General features: G+C 65.5%; 12 protein-coding genes. 10 read left to right on the top strand and 2 right to left on the bottom strand.

The features are described 5' to 3' along the window. Positions 1-13: 13 nt before the first annotated feature. The gene (locus tag AC05QJ_RS15995; protein ID WP_476747791.1) at positions 14-2,497 is read right to left on the bottom strand and encodes a TonB-dependent receptor; all 2,484 of its coding nucleotides are present in this window, start codon (positions 2,495-2,497) and stop codon (positions 14-16) included. Between the two features lie 384 nt (positions 2,498-2,881). Here AC05QJ_RS15995 and AC05QJ_RS15990 point away from each other — a divergent pair, with 384 nt between their 5' ends. Genes AC05QJ_RS15990 through AC05QJ_RS15980 form a run of 3 tightly spaced genes read left to right on the top strand, consistent with a single transcriptional unit; the run spans position 2,882 to position 6,279 of the window. Further along, positions 2,882-4,279 carry a purple acid phosphatase family protein gene (locus AC05QJ_RS15990; protein ID WP_476747790.1) on the top strand — a complete coding sequence of 466 codons (1,398 nt, stop codon included), beginning with the start codon at positions 2,882-2,884 and terminating at the stop codon, positions 4,277-4,279. A gap of 54 nt (positions 4,280-4,333) precedes the next feature. After that, complete coding sequence (locus tag AC05QJ_RS15985; RefSeq protein WP_476747789.1) at positions 4,334-5,254, top strand: GGDEF domain-containing protein; 921 nt, start codon at positions 4,334-4,336, stop codon at positions 5,252-5,254. Continuing rightward, entirely contained in the window at positions 5,251-6,279 is a 1,029-nt protein-coding gene (locus AC05QJ_RS15980) for an AraC family transcriptional regulator (protein WP_476747788.1), read from the top strand. The genes AC05QJ_RS15985 and AC05QJ_RS15980 overlap by 4 nt, the downstream gene beginning before the upstream one ends. Here the strand turns inward: AC05QJ_RS15980 and AC05QJ_RS15975 are convergent. Beyond that, entirely contained in the window at positions 6,276-6,800 is a 525-nt protein-coding gene (locus AC05QJ_RS15975; protein ID WP_476747787.1) for a GNAT family N-acetyltransferase, read from the bottom strand. The genes AC05QJ_RS15980 and AC05QJ_RS15975 overlap by 4 nt on opposite strands. 103 nt (positions 6,801-6,903) lie before the next feature. Between AC05QJ_RS15975 and AC05QJ_RS15970 the strand changes: the two genes are divergently transcribed. From AC05QJ_RS15970 to AC05QJ_RS15940, 7 genes are all read left to right on the top strand, one after another. Then, positions 6,904-7,518: a tetratricopeptide repeat protein gene (locus AC05QJ_RS15970; protein WP_476747786.1), complete on the top strand. Its 615-nt coding sequence runs from the start codon at positions 6,904-6,906 to the stop codon at positions 7,516-7,518. A gap of 99 nt (positions 7,519-7,617) precedes the next feature. Next, positions 7,618-8,520: a LysR family transcriptional regulator gene (locus AC05QJ_RS15965; protein ID WP_476747785.1), complete on the top strand. Its 903-nt coding sequence runs from the start codon at positions 7,618-7,620 to the stop codon at positions 8,518-8,520. A 294-nt stretch (positions 8,521-8,814) separates the two neighbouring features. Next, entirely contained in the window at positions 8,815-10,395 is a 1,581-nt protein-coding gene (locus tag AC05QJ_RS15960; RefSeq protein WP_476747784.1) for a flavin monoamine oxidase family protein, read from the top strand. A gap of 18 nt (positions 10,396-10,413) precedes the next feature. Further along, positions 10,414-10,914: a RidA family protein gene (locus tag AC05QJ_RS15955; protein ID WP_476747783.1), complete on the top strand. Its 501-nt coding sequence runs from the start codon at positions 10,414-10,416 to the stop codon at positions 10,912-10,914. Positions 10,915-11,035: 121 nt separating this feature from the next. Further along, on the top strand, positions 11,036-13,399 hold the full coding sequence (locus AC05QJ_RS15950; protein ID WP_476747952.1) for a TonB-dependent receptor plug domain-containing protein: 2,364 nt from the start codon (positions 11,036-11,038) through the stop codon (positions 13,397-13,399). A gap of 365 nt (positions 13,400-13,764) precedes the next feature. Continuing rightward, positions 13,765-15,099 (top strand): LLM class flavin-dependent oxidoreductase, encoded by a 1,335-nt coding sequence (locus AC05QJ_RS15945; RefSeq protein ID WP_476747782.1) that lies wholly within the window; start codon positions 13,765-13,767, stop codon positions 15,097-15,099. Between the two features lie 43 nt (positions 15,100-15,142). Next, entirely contained in the window at positions 15,143-16,246 is a 1,104-nt protein-coding gene (locus AC05QJ_RS15940) for an LLM class flavin-dependent oxidoreductase (RefSeq protein WP_476747781.1), read from the top strand. Positions 16,247-16,300 lie beyond the last annotated feature (54 nt).

Raw genomic sequence — 16,300 nt, 5'->3', positions numbered from 1 at the left:
TCGTGACGGTCGTTCAGAAGTGGGTCAGGGTCAGGCCGAGCTTGTAGGTCGGCCCGTATTCCTCGTACTGGGCGTTGAACGAACGGCGTCCGGTGTAGGTGTAATAGGACTCGTCGGTGATGTTCTGCGCCTCGAAGGTCAGTTGCAGGTCCGGGGTGATGAAGTAGCCGGCCTTGAAGTCGACGAACAGCTGGTCGTCGGCGTAGAGGTCGTGGGCCTTGTCATCCACCGCGGCCACTTCGGCCAGGTAGCGGGACTTGTAGTTGGCCGCCAGGCGCAGGCTGAGGGTGTCGTCTTCCCAGCCCAGGGTCAGGTTGCCGACGGTGTCGGACTGGTTGGGCAGGTCGATGCGTCGGTTCAGGCCCTGGCCTTCGATCTCGGCGCGGGACTTGCTCAGGGTCAGGTTGCCGCCCAGCAGCAGGCCGTTCCAGGGCGCCGGCAGCCAGTCGAACTTCTGCGAGTAGGCCAGTTCGACGCCATAGAGTTTGGCGCTCTGGCCGTTGGCGAAGGTCTTGGCCTCGTCGAAATCGACCCACTCGCCGCTGCCGGCCAGGTCGGTGCTGTACACGAAGTTGTCGATGTCCTTGTAGAACACGTAGGCCGACAACACCCCGGCGCGGCCCAGGTAATGCTCGATGCCGAGGTCGAGGTTCATCGACTCCAGCGGCTTGAGGTCCGGGTTGCCGAAGCTGGCTTCGCCTTCGCTGTCATCGATCATGAAGCCCGGTGCCAACTGGCCGAAGGTCGGCCGCACCACGCTGTGGGTCCAGGCCGCGCGCAACTGGGTCTGCGGGGTGAACGAGTAGCGGGCGTGCAGGCCCGGCAGCCAGTGGTCGTAGCGCTTGCGGCTCTGGGTCGGGCTGTATTCGCCGTCGCGCAGGCCGGTGCCCTTGGCTTCGAACTCGGTACCCTCGTAGCGCACCCCGGCAATGAAGCGCCAGGCGTCCACATCGAGGGTGTTCATCAGGTAGGCGGCGTTGATGTCTTCGCGCATCTGGAAGTCGTTGATCCGCGATTCTTCTTCGTCGTAGAAGGCATTGCGGTCCAGGCCGCCGATCAGGTCCTTGATGGCGCCGGCACTGATGCCGTTGCCGAAGTTACCCAGGGAATAATCGACGTTACCGCTCTGGTAGCCCGCCAGGCTGACATCGTCGAAATCGTCGTAGACCCACACGTCGGTGTTGCTGCGCTTGTCGCGGCGGCTGGCCTTGGCGCCAAACTTGACCTGGGCGCTGTTGCCGCTCAACTCGTAGTCGCGGGCCAGATCGAGGCGGATGTTCTTTTCTTCGTCGGTGGAGTTGGCTTTCTCCCACTCCACCTTGTCCAGGGTGAAGGCGTCGGCGTCGTAGAAATCGCTGCCGGTGCTCAGCCGTGGCTTGCGCGTGCCGTCGAAGCCGATGCCGCTGAAGTCGCCGGTGAACCTGGCGTTGGCGATGCCACCGGGGTCGTTTTCGCTGGACTTGCTGTAGCCCACCTGGCCGCTGAGGGTCCAGGCGTCGATCAGGCGCTCACCACCGAACACGTAGGACTGGATCTCCTGGGTGTCCTCGCGGGACTTCAGCGCCCGCCAGCCTTCCCCGTCACCGCGCTCGCCGGAGGCTTGCGGGTCTTCGAACTCGACGCCGGCGGCGTTGCGGGTCTCGGTGTCCTTGAAGCGGCTGTACAAGGTGCGCAGGTAGTAGCTGGAGAAATCGTCCGGACGGTAGTCGAAGTTGAGGCCCGCGCCGGTGCGTTCGCGGCGGATGCGGTAGTCGCGTTGCTCGGCTTCTTCGAGGCGCGGCTGGCCGTCGTCGAAGTCCCAGCCGCCACCGGTCTCGACGTTGTCCGAACCGAAGTCACGCTGCTGCCAGCTGAAGGCAGCGGCCACGCCGAAGTTGTCGATGCCGTCGCCGAGGCTGAACTTGTCACTGATGGCGCCGGAGAATTTCGGGCTGTCCTGGCTGGTGTTCTGGTCGTGGCTGGCTTCGCCGCTGAGGGTGTAGAACAGCCCCGCGTGGTCGTAGGCGGACAGGCTCTCCACCTCGATGGTGCCACCGAGCGAGTTGGCGTCCATGTCCGGGGTCAGGGTCTTGACCACCGACAGCGACTGCACCAGTTCGGTGGGCAACACGTCCAGCGCCACCGCGCGGCGCTCGCCTTCCGGCGCCGGCAGCAGGGTGCCGTTGATGGTCACGCTGTTCAGGTCCGGGCCGATGCCGCGCACGCTGACGAAGCGGCCTTCGCCCTGGTCGCGCTCCACCGACAGGCCGGGAATCCGTTGCAGCGCCTCGGCGGCGTTGTCATCGGGCAACTGGCCGACGGCGTCGGCGTGGACCACGCTGCGCACGGTATCCGAGGCTTTCTGCTCCTTGAGGGCCTGGTCCATGCTGGCGGCCTGACCGACCACGTTGACGTGCTCGGTCTTGTCTTCGGCGAAGGCCGGCAGGCTGGCGCCGATGGCCAGGCTCAACAGGCTGATCTTGAATCGCCGACGGTTGTCCACGGGTTTGATGCTCACCACGATTGCGCTCCCCTGAAGTCCATCCGCCACGTCGGGGCGGAAACTGCAGGGCACGCTAGGGGTGGTGTGTGGCAGATCTGTGACAGGGATTTTCGTAACCAGCGGATCCGCACTTTTTCGCCGGTTTTTGCCGGTGTTCTGGTCCGAAATGACCTCCTGACCTGGCCAACCTCATCGCTGGCCACGCCAGCTCCCACAAAGTCACTGCACGCCGCACACCTGTGGGAGCCGGCGTGGCCGGCGATGAGGCCGGTGTTTCTCAGCGAAATCCGACATTTTTTTCACATCTGCCCCCACCCAAATAGACCCCCTCCCCTGTAACCCAACCGTCATTCGCCTTTGTTTCCTTGGCCGCCACTACCCATCGACCAAGGACCCTCCATGACCCGCCCGCGCCTTCTGGCCCTCGCCCTCGCCGCCTGCCTAGGCACTGCCGTTGCCGAGCCCCTGCCCCATTCTCCCGGCGCGCCCTACGCCGCCAGTGGCCTGGCCGACCGCATCGTGCTGACCCCCGGCGCCAACCCGGCGCGGGAGATGGCCGTGACCTTCCGCACCGACAGCCGCCAGCCCGACAGCCAGCTGCAACTGGCCCCGGCCCTGGACGGCCCGCAACTGGAAAAACGCGCCCGCCTGCTGCAAGGCAGCAGCCAGCCGCTGGACAGCGAGAACGGCCCGGCGCTCTATCACCAGGTCCGCCTCACCGACCTGCAACCCGACAGCGCCTACGTCTACCGGGTCAAGGGCGCCGAGGGCTGGAGCGAATGGCTGCAGTTCCACACCGCTGCCGAAAGCTTCAAGCCGTTCCGCTTCATCTACCTCGGCGACACCCAGAACGACATCCTGTCGATCGCCTCGCGCACCGTGCGCCAGGCCCTGCAGGCCACCGCCAGCCCGGCGCTGGTGGTGCACGCCGGCGACCTCACCTCGCAGCGCGACGATCTGGTCCACGACGACGAATGGGGTGAATGGAACCAGGCCGGCGGTTTCCACTACGCCGGCGTGCCGCAGGTGGTGGCCGCCGGCAACCATGAATACCTCGACAGCCTCAACGCCGACGGCAGCGAAAGCCGCACCCTTGGCCCGCACTGGGCCAGACAGTTCGCCCTGCCAGGCAATGGCGTGACCGGGCTGGAAACCACCACCTATGTCACCGACTACCAGGGTGTGCGCTTCATCGTGCTGGACGGCACTGCCGCCCTCGACCTGAACACCCTCGACCAGCAGACCCAATGGCTGGAACAACGCCTGAAAGAGAGCACGGCGCGCTGGAAGGTGGTGGTTACCCACCAGCCGATCTTCACCTGCGCCCGCCCCGAAGACACCGGCCCGCTCAAGGCCGCCTGGAAGCCGCTGTTCGAGCGCTACGCCGTAGACCTGGTGTTGCAGGGCCACGACCACTGCTACAGCCGCCTGAGCAATGAAAATGGCCGCGCGACGGCGAAGCAGGCCCACACGGCCGGCAAGGTGCAGGGGCCGGTGTACATGGTCTCGGTGGCCGGCTCGAAGATGTACGGCCTCAACGACCGCGCCCACCAGCAACCGGACCGCAGCGCCGAAGAAACCCAGCTGTACCAGACCGTCGAAGTCGGCGCCTCGCGCCTGGAAGTGCGCAGCTACACCGCAGCGGGCCGGCTCTACGACGCCTTCGACCTGAGTCGCGACAAACAAGGCCGCAACCGCCTGAGCGAACCGGCGAAACACCTGCCGGCAGAGCGCTTCTGCACGGGCGAGCAAGGCCCCGATCAGTTGCCGTGCAAATCCCGGGACAAAAGCCTGTAACAGCACTGTGATATCGGTCGGGCACGCTGGGCGGGCCCGGCCCGGAGACCCGCGATGAAATCACTGCTCAAACTGCACACCCTGACCTTCGTCGGCCTCGCCGTCGCCGCCAACCTCGGCCTGCAGGTCTACCTGGCCTTCGGCGAGGTCAAGCCGTGGGCACAGATCAACTGGATGGATGTGGTCGGCGAAGGCGGCTCGGGGCTGATCTGGCTGCTCTGGCTGGTGATGCTGATGCGCAGCCGCCCCGCCGGCCGGGTCACGCGCATGCTTGCAGTGGGCATGGCCTGCGTGTGTTTTTCCTGGTGGATGGACGTGCTCGACGAGTTCATCCGCCTGGCCCCGGAAGCGGTCTGGGACAACTGGCTGGAAACCGCGCCGATGCCTGTGGGGCTGGTGCTGGTGACCTTCGGTATCTACCACCTGCACAAGGAACAACAGGCGATCAACGCGCAAATGAGCAAGCGCGAGGGGCTGTTCCGCGAGCACCTGCTGTTCGACAAGCTCACCCCGCTGGGCGGCGCCCAGTACCTGCGCCAGCACGTGCAACGGGCACTGGAACAGGCCGCCGAGGAGCAGCAGCCCCTGTCGCTGGTGGTGCTGGATATCGACGACTTCAGCGCAGTCAACCTGGTGCACGGCGAAGCCGAGGGCGATCACCTGCTGCAGGTGCTGGCGCAACTGCTGCTGCTCAACCTGCGTCAGCAGGACGTACTCTGCCGGCTGGCCGGCGACCGCTTCGTGGTGGTCATGCCCAACACCGGCGAAACCCAGGCGCGCTGGCTGGCAGACGAGCTGCAACAGGCGGTCGCCAGCCTCGCCCACAAGACCCGCCGCCATGGCGAGCGCCTGCACCTGCGGGCCAGCGTGGCGGTGGCCATGGCCTATGACGATGACGTCGACAGCCTGCTCAAACGGGTCAACCTGGGCATCGCCAAGGCCAAGCGGCAGGCGCCGCACAAGGGGGCGGCATGAGCGGCTACGAGCGTGACCAGCGCTTTATCGTCGGGCATTTCCAGCCGGCGGCGCTGATCGATCTGGCGCTGTCCCGGGGCATCGACAGCCACCGCCTGCTGCGGGGCTGCGAAGTGTTCTACGAGGACGTCAGCCAGGGACGGGCGAAATTCAGCCAGGAACAGTTCCTTACCCTGATCGACAATGCCCGGCGCCTGCTGGACGCCGACGACAGTGCCTTCCTGTTCGGCCAGCGCCTGCTGCCGGGCCACTACGGCGACGCCAGCCAGACCCTGCTGCATGCCCGCGACCTGTACCAGGCGCTGGAGCACCTGTGCGAATTCCACGCCCTGCTCAGCCCGCTGCTGACACCTCGGCTGTGGCTGGAGGAGCACTACCTGCACCTGTACTGGCAGGACGGTTGCGGTGCCGGAAACCAGGCGCAGTTTCTCGGCGAAGCCTGCCTGAGTTCGGTGCTGGCGATGAGTCGCCGGCTGGCCGGCGAGCACCTGCCGTGGCGCATCCAGTGCGCCTGGAGCGAGCCGCGTCATATCGAGCAGTACTGGGTGTACCTGGGCGAAGAGGTGCGCTTCGATGCGCAACTGACCTTGCTGTCGCTGCCCCGGGAGTACATCCACCGGCCGTTGCCGAATGCGGCGACCACACCGGGGCTGGTGGCGCGGCAGGCGTGCCTTGGACAACTGCAGGCGCTGGGCGGCGGGTCGAGTTTTCTCGACAGCCTGTACGACCATCTGCACAGCCACATTCACGAACCGATCAACCTCGACCGGGTCGCGGCGGCGTTCGGCATCAGCCCCACCACCCTCAAGCGGCGCCTGAGCAAGCATGGCACCCACTTCCAGCAACAACTGGATCTGGTGCGCCGGCATGTAGCGCTGTACCTGTACCAGATGAAGGGCTACACCAATGAAGAGGTGTGCAGCTACCTGCGGTTCAGCGACACCACCAACTTCCGTCGCTCGTTCAAGCGCTGGACCGGGCTGACCCCGAGCGGGCTGGCCCGCTGGTTCGAGCGGATCGGCTAGACCTGGGACCCGGGCGTGCTCATGACCTGCTCCATATGCGTCGTCCGCCACACCGGCTCCGCTTCCACATCGACGATGGCGAACCCCTGGCGCTGCCAGAATTCGATGGCTCCCGGCAGGAACGGGTGGGTGTGCAGGTACAGCACCTCCACCCCCTGCGCCAGCGCCAGGGCCTTCAAGGCCTCGAACAAACGCCTCGCCAGACCGCCACGCCGATACCCCGGCTCGACGAACAGGCGCACCACCTCCACTACCCGCCTCTCGCGATAATCGAGCTGGGGGAAGCGATGGTCATAAGGCAGGTAACCGATGGCGGCGACGATCCGCCCGCCATCCCGGGCAATCAGGAAGCGTCCGCCAGCAGGTGCCAGGTATCTGCCGGTGAAATCGGCCAGGTCCGCCGGCATCGGCGCATCCGCCAGCATCGGAAAGATCGCGGCACGGGCCGCCATGACGAAATCCACCGTGGCAGCGATGGTCTCCTGGCCCGGCACTTCGATGCAGAGATCCACCGAACTCATGTCAATAAGCCACAAAAAAAGCCCGGTTTTGCTTGACCCACTCCAGAAACCTCCCATTAAATCGGCACATTCTTACAAAAATATCAGCCATCAGGGACGCCCCATGCTCGACCTCGCCCTCGATAACGCACGTGTCCACGATCTCCATCACCAGGCGGTTCGCTGCCGCAACCAGGGAGAACTGGATCAGGCGGACGCCCATTGGCTGATGGCGTTCACCCTGGCCGAAGGCATCGATGGCTTCGATCCCGCCTGCCTCGCCACGCTGCGCAGCGAGCTGGCAGACCTGCGCTGGCTGCAGCAGCGCCACGACGACGCCCTCGACCTGCACCTCGATGTACTGCGCTGTCGCGAGCAGTTGTTTTCGGCAAGCCACCAACTGGTGGGCCGCAGCCTGCAGAGCCTGGGCGACTGCTACCTGGAGCTCGGTCGCCTGGCCGAGGCCGAGCAGATGCTGGAACGCGCCGTGCAGGTCTACCGCGAAGACACCCCCGACGACCTCGAACCGGTCGGCGCCTGCCTCGCCTCGCTGGGTGCCGCGCACCTGCAGCAGGAACACCTGGCCCAGGCCCACCGCGCGCTGCAGGAATCCCTGGTGATCTACGAAGTGCTGCGCCCGTTGAACGAGCGGGCCATCACCGTCCTGGGCGAGCAGTTGAAAGCCATCGAGAGCCATAGCGGTTTTCGCCGCAAAGGGGCGTGGTGGCGATTCTGGTAAAGCTCGCATAACCGCTGAAACACATTCCCGAGCACGCCCGGCCAAGAAGGATTATTCTTCGAAGACATTTCCCCGGCTCAGAGTATGTGAGAAGCGAATATGAAGATCGATGACATGGACGCCTTTGTCGCCGTCATCCGCTGCCAGTCGACCAACCTCGCCGCCGAGGCGTTGCAGTTGACCCAGCCGGCGATCACGCGGCGGGTGCAGAACTTCGAGGAAGACCTGGGCGCCAATCTGCTGGATCGCAATACCAAGCCGCTCAAGCCGACGCCCATGGGCTGGCGGGTCTACGAGCAGTGCAAGGCGATCCTGCGGGAGATCGATACCCTGCGCGAGCTGGTGGCCAGCGACGGCGCGCCCAGCGGCACGCTGCGCCTGGGCGTGCCGCAGACCATCGGCGATGTGGTGCTGCTCGATGCCCTGGCGCAGATCCGCGAGTCGTACCCGGAACTGCGCACGCAAGTGGTCAGCGGCTGGGGCAGTGCGCTGATCGCCAAGATGGAAAACGGCGACCTCGACGCCGCCGCCGCGCTCTTCCCCACCGGCAAGATCTTCCCCGAGGGCATCGCCAGCCGTTCCATCGGCCGCATGCAGTTGCGGGTGGTGGCCGCCAAGGGCACCGCCAGCAAGCGCAGCTACAAGCTCAAGGATTGCTACCTGCGCGGCTGGGTGCTCAACCCCGATGGCTGCGGTTTCCGCGCCGGCCTGCAACGGGCACTGAGCGAACAGGGGCTGTCACTGCAGATCAACCTGGAAACCTTCGGCACCGAGTTGCAACTGGGCCTGGTGGCCAACGGTCAGGGCCTGGGCCTGGTGCCGGAGCCACTGCTGGCCGCCAGCCGTCACCGCGACCAGCTTGAAGTGCTGAACGTCAGCGACTTCAAGCCGCAAGTGGACCTGTGGCTGTTCCATCCACGCTATCTGGGCAACCTGCAGGAACCGGTGGAATTGTTCGGCAGCGTCTCGGCCCAGCGACTGGACGGCAACAAAATATCCTGATCGCATGTTAATACGCTGTTGTTATGCTTATTTCTGATAATTAACTTAGAACCAAAAAGCCTTTCACAAGCGTTTTAAAGACGCTTATGTTCGCTCTACCGACCCCGACCTGGTGGAGGCAAATGGATTTCTGCCACCGCCAGCGGGTCTGCCCTCCCGCTTCTCTCCGCCTTTGCGGCCCGCCCCTGGCTGTGCGCAGAACGCCGACATCCCAACCTCGCGGTTGCCGGTCGGGTCGCGCTGCTGCCTCGTCATTCCCAGCGTACCTGCGGCAACCTCATGGAGATACGCGATATGGGGCTCACCCGTAGAGATCTGATTTCCCGCCTGGCTGCCATCGGTGGCTACTCGGCGGCGCTGGGCGGCCTGTCCGCGCTGGGCTTGCCCGGATCGGCCCAGGCCGCGACCTTCGAACCCCTGAAGCTGGCCAGCCGGGCCGGCAATGGCAAGAAAGTGCTGATCGTCGGAGGCGGCATCAGCGGCCTGGTGTCGGCCTACGAGCTGCGCAAGGCCGGTTTCGAGGTCAAGCTGCTGGAAGCCCGCGACCGCATTGGCGGCCGGGTCTGGACCCTGCGCAACGGCGACCGCATCGAGCACAACGACGGCAGCCGGCAGACCGTGGAATTCGACAACGGCCTGTTCTTCAACGCCGGGGCCGCCCGCCTGCCCAGCCATCACCTGACCATCCTTGGCTACTGCCGCGAACTGGGCGTGGAGCTGGAAGTGCTGGTCAACAGCAGCCGCAACGCCCTGGCCCAGCCCGACCTGAGCAAGCCACCCCTGCTGCTGCGCCAGGCGGTCAACGATACCCGCGGCCACCTCAGCGAACTGCTGGCCCGCAGCATCCAGCGCAGCAGCCTCGACCAGGAACTCAATGCCGGCGAGCGCAAGGCGCTGCTGGACTTCCTCAAGGTCTACGGCGACCTCAACGACCAGCAGCAGTACCGCGGCTCGGTGCGCTCGGGCTACACCCGCTTCGCCGGTGCCGGCGACCAGACGCCCATCCAGCGCACGCCCGTGGAGCTGGACCGCCTGCTGGACAGCAACCTGCTGCTGCCACTGGTGTTCGACGAGATCCCGGAGTTTTCCGCGACCATGTTCCAGCCGGTGGGCGGCATGGACCAGATCCCCAAGGCGTTCTATCGCCAGGTCAAAGACGCGGTGCAGCTCAATGCCGAAGTGCAGTCGATCCAGACCTCCGACAGCGGCAGCCGCGTGATCTGGCGCGACCGTACCACCGACCGCCAGCACACCGAGGACGCCGACTACGCCGTGGTCGCCCTGCCCTTGCCGTTGCTGCGCAAGCTCGACAGCAACTTCACCCCGGCCTTCAAGCAGGCACTGGAACTGGCCAAGCCGGACAAGGCCAACAAGGTGGCCTGGCAGTCGCCACGTTTCTGGGAAACCGACTTCCAGATCTACGGCGGGCTCTCCTACATCAACCATGACGCACGCTTCCTCTGGTACCCGAGCGATCGCCTCAACAGCCCGCAAGGTGTGCTGGTGGCGACCTACAACACCGGCGAGGTCGCCGAGCGCTTCGCCGGCCAGTCCTGGCAACAGCAATTCGCGTCTTCGCGCAGCGCCGTTGAATCGCTGCACCCCGGCCATTCGCAGAAGCTCGGCCGGGCCGTGGCGGTGAACTGGTCGAAGATCCCCTTCAGCGAAAGCCCGTGGATCGTCCACGACGAAGTGGCCCAGCCGGGCTACGACGCCCTCAACCAGCCCCAGGGCCGCACCTGGCTGGCCAGCGATGCCCTGGCCCATGGCGGGGTCGGCATCTGGCAGAACAGCGCCGCCGAATCCGCCCGCCGCGTGGTCGGCCTGATCGCCCGGCACGCCAGCCAGACCACCCGCAACGTCGCCGCCGCCTGACAGACAAGGAACGTCACCATGAACCGCATCACCAGCCTCGCCCTCGGAGCCGCCATGAGCCTGACCCTGAACGCCGCCCATGCCGACAGCATCCAGCGCGTCAGCCCGCCGGGCTCCAACTTTCCCATTTCGCAACTGGTCACGGTGCCGGCCTCGGCGCAACTGACCTTTGTCAGCGGTACCCTGCCGGACGTTGCCGACCCGAATGCGCCCAAAGGCAGCATCAAAGCCTACGGCAACACCGAAACCCAGACCCTCTCGGTACTCAGGAAACTGCGGGCAGCCCTGCAGACCCAAGGCCTGGACCTGGGCGACATCGTGCAGTTGCGGGTCTTCCTGGTGGGTGACCCGGACAAGGGCGGCACCCTCGACTTCGCCGGCCTGCAGGCCGCCTACACCCAGTTCTTCGCCACCGCCGAACAGCCGAACAAACCGAGCCGCACCGCCGTGCAGGTCGTCGCCCTGCCGTTGCCGGGCGCGCTGGTAGAAATCGAAGCCGTTGCCGCCAAGGCGCCTTGAGCCGCCCCGCGAACAAAACCAGAACAGGAAACACGCCTTGAACACTGCCCGCTTTTCCAAGTGGCCGGCAGCGGCCGCGCGCACCCCGCTGTTGGGTGCCGCGCTGCTCGCCAGCCTCAACATTCCCGCCCTGCACGCCGAAGAAACCGGCGACTCCGCCAGCGGCTCGCGCCTGGAAACCGTGATCGTCACCGGTAGCCGCGGCAGCGAAAAACGCACCGTGACCACCAGCCCCGCACCGATCGACGTGATCAGCGCCAAGCAGTTGCAGGACACCGGCAAGCCCGGCCTGATGGAAGCCCTCAGCGCCAGCGTCGCCTCCTTCACCCTGCCAGAAAAGACCGGCTGGGACGCCAGCGGCATGGCCCGCGCACCGAGCCTGCGCGGCCTCAACGCCGCGCAGGTGCTGGTGCTGGTCAACGGCAAGCGCCGCCACACCAGCGCCACCCTCAACATCAGCGGGATCAACGCCGGCGCGGCGCCGGCCGACCTCGACCTGATCCCCATCAGCGCCATCGACCATGTCGAAGTGCTGCGTGACGGTGCGGCGGCCCAATATGGTTCCGACGCCATCGCCGGGGTCATCAACGTGATCCTCAAGGCCGACACCAGCGGCACCGCGGTGACCAACGCCGGCCAGGGCTACGATGGCAAGAAGCAGACCGTGCAGCAGAGCCTGAACAAGGGCTTCGAGATCGGCACCGACGGCGTGCTGCAACTGGCCCTCGATGCCCGTAGCCAGAACGACGACAACAAGGCCAGCGCCAACGGCTACAGCGTCGCCGAGGCCCACGAGAAGGCCGGCAAGGTCACCTATGGCGGCTACGGCACGCCGAAGATCAACCTGCTGACCCTGGGCTACAACGCCGAGCTGCCGGTCGACGATGACCTCAGCCTGTACTCCTTCAGCACCTGGTCCTACCGCAAGGCCGAACAGGGCCAGAACTTCCGCCTGCCGACCATCGTCAACACCATCACCACCGGCCCCAATGGCCGGCCGTCCGGCTACACGCCGACCTGGTACATCGAGGAGCAGGATTTCCAGGCCGCCTTCGGCGCCAAGGGCCTGGTGGGTGACTGGGACTGGGACCTGTCCAGCACCTACGGGCGCAACGACGCCGAACAGGGCACCTGGAACAACCAGAACCCGTCGCTGGGCGAAGCCACGCCGAACCGCTTCAAATCCGGCACCTGGATCTCCACGCAACTGACCAGCAACCTCGACCTGCACCGTGGTTTCGACGTCGGCCTGAGCAAGCCGCTGGACCTGTCCTGGGGCCTGGAGCAGCGCCGCGACGGCTATGAAGTGGAAGAAGGCGACTGGGCCAGCTGGGCCAACGGCGGCTACTGCCGTGCGCCGGGTGACTGCGCCTCGTCGGGCGCCCAGGTGACCAACGGCATCTCCCCGGCCGAAGCCACCAGTGCCCACCGCAACAGCGTCGCCAGCTACGTGGACGTAGGCTTCAACCCGTTGCCGCAGTGGTACGTCGGCACCGCGCTGCGCTACGAGCACTACGACCAGGGCATCGGCGCCACCCGCAGCGGCAAGCTCAGCACCCGCTACGAGTTCACCCCGCAACTGGCGGTGCGCGCCACCGTGAGCAACGGCTTCCGCGCCCCGTCCCTGGCCAACAGCCTGTTCAGCGCCCGCTCCACCACCTATGGCGTGGTCAACGGCGTCTACCAGTCGATCAACTACGGCGTACTGCCAGTGGACTCGGCAGCGGCGAAGGCCCTCGGCGCCGAAGCGCTGAAACCGGAGAAGTCGAGTAACTACAGCCTCGGTCTCACTTATCAGCCCAGCGACCGGCTGTCGTTCACCGCCGACGCCTACGTGATCAACGTGCGCGACCGCATCACCCTGACCGGCACCCTGCTCGGCACCGAGGTGACCCAGACCCTGATCGACAACGGCATCACCTCCACTTCCGGCGGCCAGTACTTCACCAACGGTGCCGACACCCGCACCAAGGGCGTCGACCTGGTGGGCAACTACGACCAGGACCTGGGCGGCTACGGCAGCGTCAAATGGACCGCGGCGTGGAACTGGAACGACACCGAGATCCTCGACTACAAGCAGAGCGTCAACATCCTCGGCAAGGACTACCAGCTGATGAACCGCCAGGCGCGCAACTTCATCAGCGGCGTGCAGCCCAAGACCAAGCTGATCCTCGGCGGCAACTGGCGGCTGGAGCGCTACAACGTCAACCTGGGTCTGACCCGCTATGGTTCCTGGCGCGAGGTCAACGATGCCAGCAACCGCGACTACGACCGTATCTACAAAGCGCGCTGGATCACCGACCTGGACGTGGGCTACCAGCTCACCAAAGGCCTCAACCTGGCGATCGGGGCGAAGAACCTGTTCGACATCTACCCCGAGCGGCAGAACCCGAGCAGCAAGACCATGACCAAGGGCTACGGGGCGTATTCGCCGTATGGGTTTACCGGGGGGTATTACTACACGCGGTTGAGCTATGACTTCTGATTGAGCTTCAGGGCTTGCCAGCGATGAGGCCGGCACGGGCAATGATGGTGCCTGCAATGACGCCATCGTCGGCAAGGCCGACTCCCACAGGTATGGAGTCTGATCCGGACTCTGTGGGAGCTGGCTTGCCAGCGAGGAGGCGCAAAGGAGCATTCAGAATCAAAATTCAATTTATTGATATCTATCAATTTTAAAATGCATAAATTACATAATTAGCATAGAAGAAAATGTGCTTTCACAGGCGCGCCACAGCAGCTTAAGGTCTACCCCACAGACCGACCCCATTCCTGGCGGAGGCCGTTATCGACGACTGAAGCCGGGAACCCTCTCCCGCGCTTCGTCCCACCTCTTTGCGGGAGCGAAGCATGAGCAAACGACAGATCAAACTCGGCGCGATGATCCACGGTGTCGGCCACGGCTGGGGCGAGTGGCGTCATCCGGACGCGCTGGCCGACGCCAGCGTCAACTTCGGTTACTACAAGCAGCAGGCGCAGATCGCCGAGGCGGCGAAATTCGACTTCGCCTTCATCGCCGACAGCCTGCACATCCATGCCAAGTCCAGCCCCCACTACCTCAACCGCTTCGAGCCGCTGACCGTGCTCTCGGCCCTGGCCGCCGTCACCGAGCATATCGGCCTGGTGGCAACCATCACCGTCAGCTACACCGAGCCCTTCCAGGTCGCCCGCCAACTGGCGTCGCTGGACCATATCAGCGGTGGCCGCGCCGGCTGGAACGTGGTGACGTCGTGGCTGTCCGGCACCGCCGACAACTTCGGCAAGGCCGAGCACCCGCCCCACGCCCAGCGCTACCGCATCGCCAACGAGCACGTTCAGGTGGTCCAGGGGCTGTGGGACTCCTGGGAAGACGACGCCTTCACCCGCGACAAGCAAAGCGGTGAATTCTTCGCCCCCGACAAGCTCCACGCCCTCAACCACCAGGGCGAGTTCTTCAAGGTCAAAGGCCCGCTGAACATCGCCCGCTCGCGCCAGGGACAGCCGCTGATCTTCCAGGCCGGCACGTCCGAGGACGGGCGCAATTTCGCCGCACGCCAGGCCGATGCGATCTTCGTCAGCCCCGACAGCTTCAGCGAAGCCCGCGCCTACTACCAGGACCTCAAGCAGCGAGCGAAAACCTTTGGCCGCAACCCGGACGAGCTGTTCATCCTGCCGGGCATCCGCCCTATCGTCGGCCTCGACGCCGAGGACGCCGAGCAGCGCTACCAGCAAGCCGTGGCGCTGGTCAGCATCGACGACGCGCTGGTAGCCGTGGGCCGGCCGTTCAACGACTACGACTTCAGCGGCCATGACCTCGATGCGCCCTTCCCCGACCTCGGCGACCTGGGCAGCCAGAGCCACAAGGGCTCGTCCGACCACCTCAAGCGCATCGCCCGCGAAGAAAACCTGACCCTGCGCGAAGTGGCGCTGCGTTTCTCGGCGCCGAAGCGGGACTTCGTCGGCACCGCCGAGGAGGTCGCCAACGCCGTGCAGGACTGGTTCGAACACGGTGCGGCAGACGGTTTCATCATCAATTCGCTGCTGCCCGACGGCCTGCAGCGCTTCAGCGAAACCGTGGTACCGCTGCTGCAGCAACGCGGCCTGCTGCGCCAGGACTACGAAGGCCAGACCCTGCGCGACAACTTCGGCCTGGCCGTGCCGGAAAACCGCAACACCTTGCGTCGCACCCAGGAAGCGGTCGCCTGAACCGCCCACGCCCCCACTCATTCACGAACAAGGAGTTTGCCCCATGAGCCTCGAATTCATCGGCCTGATCGGCCCCCAGGAAGCCAGCGAATCCCAGGCCCCCCGCGGCCCGGGCGTTGACCTCGATTTCATCAAGGCGTTCGCCCAGGCCCAGGAATACGGCGGGTTCGACAAGGCCCTGCTGGCGGTCAACACCAGCGCCGCCGACTCGCTGATCATCGCCAGCCATGTCGCCGCCTACACCGAAAAGCTCGGCCTGCTGGTCGCCCACCGTCCGGGCTTCCAGGCGCCGACCTTCGCCGCCCGCCAGTTCGCCACCCTCGACCAGCTCAGCCGTGGCCGCGCCTCGATCAACGTCATCACCGGCGGCGACAGCGGCGACCTGCAGCGTGACGGCGACTTCATCGACAAGGACGCCCGCTACGCCCGCACCGACGAATACCTGGACGTGGTCAAGCAGACCTGGACCGCCACCCAGCCGTTCAGCCACGAAGGCGCGCACTACCGTGTCGAAGACAACCTGACCCTGGTCAAGCCGCTGCAGAAGCCCCATGTGCCGATCTACTTCTCCGGTGCCTCCGATGCCGCCGTGGAAGTCGCAGCCAGGCATGCCGACGTCTACATGATGTGGGGCGAGCCGCTGGAACAGGTGCGCGAACGCATCGCCAAGGTGCGCAGGGCGGCGGCCAAGTATGGGCGGGAGAAACACATCCGTTTCAGCCTGTCGCTGCGGCCGATTCTGGGTGCCACGGAAGACGAAGCCTGGGCCCGCGCCGAGCGGATCCTGGCGGACGCGAAGGTGCTGCACGAACAACGCGCCGGCAAACGCCGTGAGCTGAACGTGGGCAAGAACAACATCGGCTCGGCACGACTGGTGGAACTGGCCAGCCAGAAAGTGGTGCATGACAAGCGCCTGTGGACGGCCATTGCCGCACTGACCGGCGCGGCGGGCAACTCCACCTCACTGGTGGGCACTGCCGACCAGGTCGCCGACGCGGCGCTGGAGTACTACAACCTGGGGGTCACCACCTTCCTGTTCCGCGGCTTCGACCAACTGCGCGATGCGGTGGAGTACGGGCAGGATCTGCTGCCAAGGATTCGCCAGCGGGTGGCGCAACAGGCCCAGGGGAAACGGGCCAACGGCTGACAGCTCGTCTTGAACTCAAAGGCGCCATCGCTGACAAGCGATGACGCCTTTGGA

The sequence above is a fragment of the Pseudomonas sp. TUM25319 genome (genome assembly GCF_056388475.1).
This window is presented reverse-complemented; position numbering and strand designations above follow the sequence as displayed.

What these genes read in the sequence shown, in the direction of transcription:
- AC05QJ_RS15975 (WP_476747787.1), bottom strand. Translation starts at nt 6,800, where the DNA reads ATGAGTTCGGTGGATCTCTGCATCGAAGTGCCGGGCCAGGAGACCATC.
- AC05QJ_RS15955 (WP_476747783.1), top strand. Translation starts at nt 10,414, where the DNA reads ATGAACCGCATCACCAGCCTCGCCCTCGGAGCCGCCATGAGCCTGACC.
- AC05QJ_RS15945 (WP_476747782.1), top strand. Translation starts at nt 13,765, where the DNA reads ATGAGCAAACGACAGATCAAACTCGGCGCGATGATCCACGGTGTCGGC.
- AC05QJ_RS15965 (WP_476747785.1), top strand. Translation starts at nt 7,618, where the DNA reads ATGAAGATCGATGACATGGACGCCTTTGTCGCCGTCATCCGCTGCCAG.
- AC05QJ_RS15985 (WP_476747789.1), top strand. Translation starts at nt 4,334, where the DNA reads ATGAAATCACTGCTCAAACTGCACACCCTGACCTTCGTCGGCCTCGCC.
- AC05QJ_RS15940 (WP_476747781.1), top strand. Translation starts at nt 15,143, where the DNA reads ATGAGCCTCGAATTCATCGGCCTGATCGGCCCCCAGGAAGCCAGCGAA.
- AC05QJ_RS15960 (WP_476747784.1), top strand. Translation starts at nt 8,815, where the DNA reads ATGGGGCTCACCCGTAGAGATCTGATTTCCCGCCTGGCTGCCATCGGT.
- AC05QJ_RS15990 (WP_476747790.1), top strand. Translation starts at nt 2,882, where the DNA reads ATGACCCGCCCGCGCCTTCTGGCCCTCGCCCTCGCCGCCTGCCTAGGC.
- AC05QJ_RS15980 (WP_476747788.1), top strand. Translation starts at nt 5,251, where the DNA reads ATGAGCGGCTACGAGCGTGACCAGCGCTTTATCGTCGGGCATTTCCAG.
- AC05QJ_RS15970 (WP_476747786.1), top strand. Translation starts at nt 6,904, where the DNA reads ATGCTCGACCTCGCCCTCGATAACGCACGTGTCCACGATCTCCATCAC.